This is a genomic window from Lactobacillus sp. 23-2, from assembly GCF_044902225.1.
GTDB lineage: Bacteria > Bacillota > Bacilli > Lactobacillales > Lactobacillaceae > Lactobacillus > Lactobacillus absianus.
Genome location: NZ_JAOQBX010000063.1, coordinates 1 through 771 on the forward strand (window position 1 = coordinate 1; position 771 = coordinate 771).

Consider the following 771-nt stretch of genomic DNA (forward strand, 5'->3'; position numbering starts at 1 on the left):
ATTTATCTTGCTAGTAGTTTCGTTTCCAGATTGAACGGCTTGATAAATTTTGCCTTCATCCTCAGAAAGATTGACTGGCACCGATTGTAAAAGCGGCAAAATTATCACGATTGAGTTCTCAAAGATCTTAAATTTAGGTTGAATAACGCTGCCTTGATAGCTACTGATAATTCTGCGAATTCCCGTGCCAAATTGTTCAATTAAGCCTAAACGGTAAAAGACATTAGCCAAAATTGGATTGCGTAGTATTGAAATTTGCCCCAAGAGATACTCCTCTTTGCTCAAACCACTTGGCAAGCCGCCGGGTGAAGCAATTTCAATTCTGTCATCAAACATTGAAATTTTGATTTGAGAGTTGACGTCCCAAGTCCGATGGACCAAGGCATTAGCAACTGCTTCTCTGAAAGCTTCCTCGGGTATTTCTTCTACCAGTTCCCGGTTAATGCCTTTGATCTCTTCGTGTTGGTAATACTGTCGATACATGTCGACGGAGAGATTGTATTGATCTAAAACAGAAATACCTTCACAATCTTTTCGGTCCAGCATGATATTAAGATTTGCTCCAAAACGAACTAAATTAATACCACGAAAATGATTGTGATCGGCTAGAAGTGCCCCAGCATTGGTGTATCCGCTACCCTTGCGCAGCAAATCCAAAGTTATCAGAATATCTTGATTCAGCGCCTTTATGCCAAGCTTATCCTTTAAAGCAGCTTCCAAGCTAGAGAAAGTTAAATTTTGGTCCTGGGCTTGCAGGCTATCAAAAGTCTG

The 771-nt window shown here is 40.6% G+C and carries 1 protein-coding gene; it reads right to left on the reverse strand.

Annotated elements, in window-relative coordinates:
* A partial coding sequence (locus OCH80_RS10155) for an ATP-binding protein (protein WP_404540649.1) occupies positions 1 to 771 on the reverse strand: 771 nt, incomplete at both ends.